This window comes from Burkholderia sp. HI2714 (assembly GCF_002223085.1).
GTDB classification, from domain to species: Bacteria; Pseudomonadota; Gammaproteobacteria; order Burkholderiales; family Burkholderiaceae; genus Burkholderia; species Burkholderia lata_D.
Genome location: NZ_NKFM01000088.1, coordinates 1 through 6763 on the forward strand (window position 1 = coordinate 1; position 6763 = coordinate 6763).

At 55.8% G+C, this 6763-nt stretch carries 8 protein-coding genes and 2 pseudogenes; 2 read left to right on the forward strand and 8 right to left on the reverse strand.

The window, feature by feature from the left end:
• Positions 1–234 (reverse strand): hypothetical protein (locus CFB82_RS40615; RefSeq protein ID WP_218829056.1); only part of this gene is annotated, 234 nt, incomplete at its 3' end.
• 191 nt (positions 235–425) lie between these two features.
• Positions 426–827 (reverse strand): hypothetical protein, encoded by a 402-nt coding sequence (locus tag CFB82_RS40620; protein ID WP_089487843.1) that lies wholly within the window; start codon positions 825–827, stop codon positions 426–428.
• 364 nt (positions 828–1191) lie between these two features.
• Here CFB82_RS40620 and CFB82_RS42900 point away from each other — a divergent pair.
• Positions 1192–1320 (forward strand): annotated as a pseudogene (locus CFB82_RS42900) (IS3 family transposase); the annotation flags it as partial.
• A 30-nt stretch (positions 1321–1350) separates the two neighbouring features.
• On the opposite strand, the pseudogene CFB82_RS42905 reads toward CFB82_RS42900, so the two are convergent.
• From CFB82_RS42905 to CFB82_RS40645, 6 genes and pseudogenes are all read right to left on the reverse strand, one after another.
• A pseudogene (locus CFB82_RS42905) lies at positions 1351–1455 on the reverse strand (IS6 family transposase); the annotation flags it as partial.
• A 105-nt stretch (positions 1456–1560) separates the two neighbouring features.
• Complete coding sequence (locus CFB82_RS40625; RefSeq protein ID WP_089487844.1) at positions 1561–2775, reverse strand: MFS transporter; 1215 nt, start codon at positions 2773–2775, stop codon at positions 1561–1563.
• Between the two features lie 76 nt (positions 2776–2851).
• Positions 2852–3910: a TauD/TfdA family dioxygenase gene (locus CFB82_RS40630; RefSeq protein ID WP_089487845.1), complete on the reverse strand. Its 1059-nt coding sequence runs from the start codon at positions 3908–3910 to the stop codon at positions 2852–2854.
• A 313-nt stretch (positions 3911–4223) separates the two neighbouring features.
• Positions 4224–4910, reverse strand: a complete 687-nt coding sequence (locus CFB82_RS40635) for a RibD family protein (protein WP_143751067.1) — start codon at positions 4908–4910, stop codon at positions 4224–4226.
• Positions 4911–5006: 96 nt separating this feature from the next.
• On the reverse strand, positions 5007–5342 hold the full coding sequence (locus tag CFB82_RS40640) for a hypothetical protein (RefSeq protein ID WP_256990772.1): 336 nt from the start codon (positions 5340–5342) through the stop codon (positions 5007–5009).
• A gap of 67 nt (positions 5343–5409) precedes the next feature.
• A complete protein-coding gene (locus CFB82_RS40645; RefSeq protein WP_089487847.1) occupies positions 5410–6324 on the reverse strand; it encodes a glutaminase in 915 nt (304 codons plus the stop codon).
• Positions 6325–6529: 205 nt separating this feature from the next.
• On the opposite strand from CFB82_RS40645, the gene CFB82_RS42910 reads away from it, so the two are divergent.
• The coding region (locus tag CFB82_RS42910; RefSeq protein ID WP_218829056.1) for a hypothetical protein at positions 6530–6763 on the forward strand (234 nt) is incomplete at its 3' end.

The following is a 6763-nucleotide window of genomic DNA, read 5'->3' on the forward strand; positions in this document are numbered from 1 at the left end:
CTCATACACCGCCTCCAACGTCAGTTCCTGTCGTCTGGCGATCTCTTTCGCTCGCACGCCGTCGCTGAACATCAGAATCGTCCGCGACCGGTCTCGTATTCGCCAATCACGACGGCTTCTCGCCATCGCTTCAAGCTTTGTACGTTCTTCCTGCGTCAGTTCCAGCGCTTTCAATGCCATCAGCTTCGTTGCTCGTCCCGTCCAGTTCGAACCATGATTGTAGAGACATTTCATGTCGAAGGCTTAATACTGAAGAAAAGAACTTAGTTTGGATCCTTTGTGGCGCCGGAGTTGTCAATGATTGTTCGGTCGTAGGATGCCCCCCACTTAATTCCGCTTGATCATAGAGCAACGCAAATCCGAAAATCACCCCCCTTCCGAACACAGCCAATCAAAATGTTCAAGCGTCCTATTGACATTAACTCCTAAACATGTCCTGAAATCATGTAATAGGCGTGAGGATCCGTGATATCAGCATTCCAGCCCGCTTCAATAACAATGCTCCCCGTATTAGCGGCCACCATCGCAACAAACAACCAGATAACGGCTTTGTGGACAATGCAAGTGGTGGAAAGTGACTCAGTCTCGACAGGCAACATCATCAGGAACGCCGTGTAGACCACCGCGGCCACTGCACCTAGCGCTGTAACCGTGTATTGGTGCATGCCCATAAACACACCGGCCGTGGTAGCGGGCCCGCCAGGGACGATATGGATAAGCATGAAGCGACTGGATACCGCGCCCAGTATCAGAGCGCCAATCAGCGTCACCGCGTAGTTTCGTCGCTTGACACCGAATATCAGGTTGAACAGGAAGCCCATGCCCATTAGGATACGCCTCCGCGGATTAGGGTGCATAAGGTGCAAGGCAGTTCCCCATCGACAAATTGGTATTTGAATGCTGCGAGTAGGACTGCGCTGGTGCCGAAAAGGGCAACAGAATTAAGTGGTTTTGTGATGTTCATATATTCATCAGAATACTGCGTTGATTGGGTCTGTGGCATTAACAATGATAAGTATCAACTCGCCAATGGCAGCTAGGCCAAAGAGCGCCAGGCTGTAGCTTTCTTGTTTGCGTAGTGCGGTGACGCAAGCGACTAGTGTGATAACGAACGGTACGAATAGCATGGTTAATTCCTGTTCATGCAAGTGCTTTAATAAAATAGTTTTGAAGTTGGCGCTTTATGTATGCAAAACCCGCGCTCAGGCTCGCCTGGACATCGTCGATTGGATCGAGGGCTATTACAATCGACAGTGCATGCTCATGTCGATCGATTACCTTACTCCTGTCGAATACGAAACCCTACACGCTGCTGCATGACATGCTGTACGTGAAAACGAGGCAGGGTCACAGCGGGTATGCAACATACCAGCGCACGCACACCAGGATCACGTCGATCGGGTAATGCAGGCGGTGGAATACCTTCGCCAACACCGAATTCAGCGGTCGCGTCATCGTTCACATCGCAGCTTCATTGACACCGGCGGCATACCACCCCGTCTTACTGCGACAGAATCGAAAAAAAATGCTGCTGTCCCGGCGGCCGTTCCACCTGTCCTGTCAATTCGATGTAGACGGCGAGAGTCCGGATCGGGCCGCCGGACATAGGCGATCCCAAACGAACACCGCAAAAAGTCCCGCCGATAGACACATCATTGGCACGGTCGGCGTCCCGGTCATGTCGGTCACCATGCCGAAAATCAACGGTACTGCCGCTATCGCCACCTGATTGACCGCCATGGCGGCGCCAATGACCTCGCCCACCTTGTTGTGATCCGTTGATTCCGATAGCCACACGACCCATGGGCCGTACCAGCCAAAGCAAAAAAATCCGCTGAAAGCGGCACACGCCAGAATCGGCAATCCACGGCAGGAAGCGGGTAACAGCGCCGTGGCCAGCAATGTCGCGGGTGCCAGCACCATGCAGATGGTGACGACGCGCCGTCGCCCGTCTCGAATATGATCGCTCAAGGCGGAAAGCAGGATGCGGCCGAGTGAACCGCTCATTTGCACAACGAAAAGCGACCATGCCGCAGCCGCTGGCATGAGATCGAAGCGGCGCTGGACGAACATGATTCCAAAAATGGCCACGGCCGTTTGCACGGCAACGAGCATCGCGCCAATCAACGAAATCCGCCGGAATGCGGCTTCCGAGAAATTCCCCAAGAGATGCTGCCACATCGATATGGCTGAAGGCGATCCCGCGTCGGGCTTGGAGGCATTCCGAAATACTGCAAGATAGATCCCTCCTGTAACGGCTATGACAACCGCCGCCACCGTCATGGCGGAGGCCCACCCGGCGCGCAAGATCAGTTCCGGGAAAAAGACGGCCGCGCATGCGCCGCCCAGCGGCAATGCGGCTTGCCGTACGCCCATCGCCATCCCTCGCTCATGCGTGGGGAACCAGTGGTAGATCGCCTTGCTTCCGCCGGGCTGGATCGGGCTATACCCAATGCCCATCATCAGCATCGCGGCAGCCAGTGTTCCGTATCCGGTGGACACGGCCAGCAGCAGCATCGAGAAGCCAAGCACCAGCATCCCGAGGAAAACCGGCAATCGTTCCCCATGCCGATCAAGCGCTCGTCCGACCAATGCCAAACCGAATATCGGTACGATATTCGCGAGCGTCGCAAGGCCTCCGACCTGCCGGGCAGAAAGATGCAACGCATCTTGCGCGTAGAGGCCCCACGCGCCGATGCCTTGGCTCGCGAGCCCTGCGACCAGCTGTGTCAGGGTGGATACCCCCAGTATCCACCACCGGTAGTAGTGACGCATTCATCAGTCTCCTGCTGTTCAACCTTTGCCGAGATCGTCGTCCTACGCCCCCGGGGGCGTAGGAGACAGCGTCAACTCATACTGCAAGCGAGAGCTCTGGCATATGTGTGTTTTGAATCTTCGGATCGAAAACCCGCTCTTGCAGCCGGGTGAACGCTCGGAAGTTCCAGAGATTTCGAGCTACGAATACACGTTGAACCCATCGATAGGCTCGTCCGTTTTCGTCGTATTGCGGTACGAATTTATCTCGGGAATGAAGCGTAAAACTATTGTTGACGAGGACGAGTTTTCCCGGCGTGATTTGCACGCCAAAAGAAATTTCCCTTATCGCTTGATATAGATTGTCGAGTGCCTGCTTGGCTCTCGAATTTGCGACAAGCACCATGTCCGGATAAAACGCCACCGTCACATGCGGAGACTCGTATGGTCCTGACAGGATGGGACGCAAGTCGGTATTTTCGCGTGGTGTAGATGCTGCACCTCTCCATCGATATGGAACGCGGATGATGTAATTATTTTTGTAAAGCTGTTCGATATCCTCTGGCGAGAGCAATCGAAGTGCCTTTCGCGCGTCGGCAAGGCGAGTCAATGGCCCACCTCCCGGTTCAGCTCTTACGCCAAGCAGCAAAAGGGCTGACGGAGATGTGTCTCCTTCAGGCATATGAACCTGCGCAGCATTCTCGATGTGGAAATCTAGTTCTACATCGGAACCAAGACCCGTGTATTCTTGGGCGTTCTCCTTGTGAGGGGTGAGGTTGTTGACGAGCTCACGGCCTTCATGTGCAATCGAATACGGCTCACCTGCCAGCGCTCCGATCGCGACTAGAAGGTTTTCACTAAGAACGCCATCCTTGAATGCTCTGCCACTCTCCGAAAAGTATGGGCTGCCGCATACGCCGTGGTCCACGGGAAGGCCATCGATTTCCAGAAAACCAAGTGCATCTGCACCGACACTTTTGGTTCGCTCGATTGCGTCGATAAGCCTGACCGGCAATGCGGTGTACGCGGTCTTTCGTAACGCATTGAGGTACTGGGATCCTCCTGCTGGGTCATATGGAATACTGCTAAAGGCATCTTTAAGTTGGTCTGCATCCTTTGCAGTCAATATAACTCGTTCATCTACCTGAGTAATCATTATCCATTCCAAGACGAGTAGTGAGGGCGGTCTCTAAAATCAAGTGCAACGGCTAGCCAATCCAGCTCCTTCCAATTCTTTGGCCATTTCCTCCTCAGGGGTGGGCGGTCCCGTTTATGTGAAATAAAGTAACTTCGTGACGATTTCATTCATTTTCCCAGGAATTTCCATGAAATCACTATGAAATATAGTTTTCTAATACACCGCTTGCGAGATCTACTACGTCACGCATCGACTGATGCGAGTTGCCAAGAATATGGCAAAACAAGCCATGCGGGGCCTGCGAAATTTCTCATCCGGAGTAGGATTTTCATTAATTCGATTTATCCGCGCGCACGGCGACCAACCGCACATCCTGGTCGACCTGAATGAAACGGAACACCGGACTTTCGCCTACCGTTCCAGCCGACGCCAGCGCCGCCAGGTCGCGACCCGCCCCGATCAGGCGAGGCGCAACGTATATCAGCAGTTGATCCACGAGGCCCGCTCGGATCAGCGCGCCGTTGAGGTTGCCGCCGGCCTCGACGTGCAATTCGTTGATGCCTTCCTGCCCCAACTCGCCTATCAGTACCTGCAAATCGATGCCGCCAGCCGTGTTCGGAAGATGCCACAGATCGACGCGCCTCGACTCGAGGGTCTCCTTGCGCCCGTCGTTCATGCGCGCACCTGCGTAGTAGATTCGCGCGGGTTCTCCCGCATTCAGCAGACGTGCGCCCGCCGGCGTGCGCAGCATTGAATCGACGACGATCCGCAGCGGCTGCCTCGCGGTCGGAAACAGCCTGACGTCGAGCTCGAGATCATCCGCCAGCACGGTGCCCACGCCGGTCAGTATCGCGCCGGCTCGGCGCCCCCATGTATGGCCATCCCGTCGTGCCGCTTCGGCGGTGATCCACTTGCTGTCGCCGTCCGGCATTGCGGTTCTGCCGTCGAGCGACGCGGCCATTTTCATGCGCACCCACGGCCGTCCATGCCGCATGCGAAATGGGAAGCCGACGTTCACGCGCCGGGCTTCGTCACGCAGCGCGCCATCCGTGTTGAAGTTCGAAGTTTGTGCTAATGGCGTCCGCTGCAACGCTAATCGTGTCCGTTAATTCTGCTAACGCAGAAAGATGCGCTTGCTGAAACCGCGAGCACCGTCATTCAGCACGAAGTCGGTGCGCCCTACTTTGATGAGCTCGTCGGCCACCAGCGGGAAACACCCGTCGTTGTTTGTCGTGAAGAGATTGCAGCGTCTGTCGAGTGCCTTGCGGCGACTCACCCTCTCCAACGCCGTGGTCAGGAAGGTTCGGTAGTTTTTAATGGTCTTCGCGCCCGCTTCGGTGTTGACAGCAGCCTCAAGGGTGAGCCGTTCCGCGGGTCTGATGCAAGACGAGTAGTAGTGCATGAACAGCGGCACTAGGCGGCGGCGGTCGCCATCGTCCTGCTCGAACATAGTGGCCACCTCCTCAAGCGAGTACCTCGCTTCGCCTACGCCTCGGAGCCCTTCTGTGTCGACAGCATCAAAAAATTGAACGCCCGGTGAGCGTTGTCAGCCATTCCAGCGACTTGACCCCGGCAAGTGAGTTCCCGTTTGCGTCAAGCCCGGGCGACCATACGCATACCGCCATCTCCCCTGGCAGCACCGCGACGATCCCGCCACCGACGCCGCTCTTCGCGGGCAACCCGACGCGATACACGAAATCACCGGCCGCATCGTAAGTGCCGCAGGTCAGCATCAGCGCGGACAATCGCTTGGTCGAACTCGCGTCTAGAATGCGCTCCCCTGATACCGGCGCAATGCCACCGTTGGAGAGAAAAAGCGCAGCGGTGGCAAGTTCAACACAGTTCATCTCTATCGCGCACTGGCGGCAATACGCGTCGACGACGGTTTCCGGCGGCATATCCATGTTGCCAAAGCTCGCCATGAAATGCGCCATCGCACGGTTGCGCTCGGCGTGCCGAAGCTCCGAGTCGGCGACACGCAAGTTATAGTCAAGATCGACAACTCCGGTCAGCCGTCGCACGAACTGCACCAGTGCTGTTTCGGCACCAACGAAACGCCGACACAAAACGTCGGTCACGACGAGCGCACCTGCATTGATGAACGGATTGCGTGGTACGCCGCGCTCGGCCTCAAGCTGGACGAGCGAATTGAATGCACTCCCCGACGGTTCTCGGCCGACACGTTCCCAAAGTGCGTCGCCCAGAAGCTGAAAGGCAAGCGTACAAGCAAATAGTTTGGAGATACTCTGGATGGAGAAACGCTCTCGCGCATCCCCAACTGCAAATACATGGCCGTCTACCGTGACTATTGCCATGCCAAAATGATGAGCGCTTACGTTGGCGAGTTCGGGAATATATTCTGCGACTCGGCCCGCAGTGCGCCAAGGCGCAATGTCACGATGAATCTGGTCGAGGATCGCCGGATAGTTCAGGTCAGTCATGGACAGGAAAGGTATGAACGCCAACATGCTGGGACCGCGATAATAGCTCAACAGCTCCGCACCCGATGGCATCAAGGGGGCGATTCCTATGGATTGGGTGTCAACAAAATCGTGCCCCCAAACGGCCAGCAGGCGCTCACTATTGACGGTCTTAGGTGATTCGGGTCGAATGTGGCTTACAGACTAAGCCTTCGACATGAAATGTCTCTACAATCATGGTTCGAACTGGACGGGACGAGCAACGAAGCTGATGGCATTGAAAGCGCTGGAACTGACGCAGGAAGAACGTACAAAGCTTGAAGCGATGGCGAGAAGCCGTCGTGATTGGCGAATACGAGACCGGTCGCGGACGATTCTGATGTTCAGCGACGGCGTGCGAGCGAAAGAGATCGCCAGACGACAGGAACTGACGTTGGAGGCGGTGTATGAG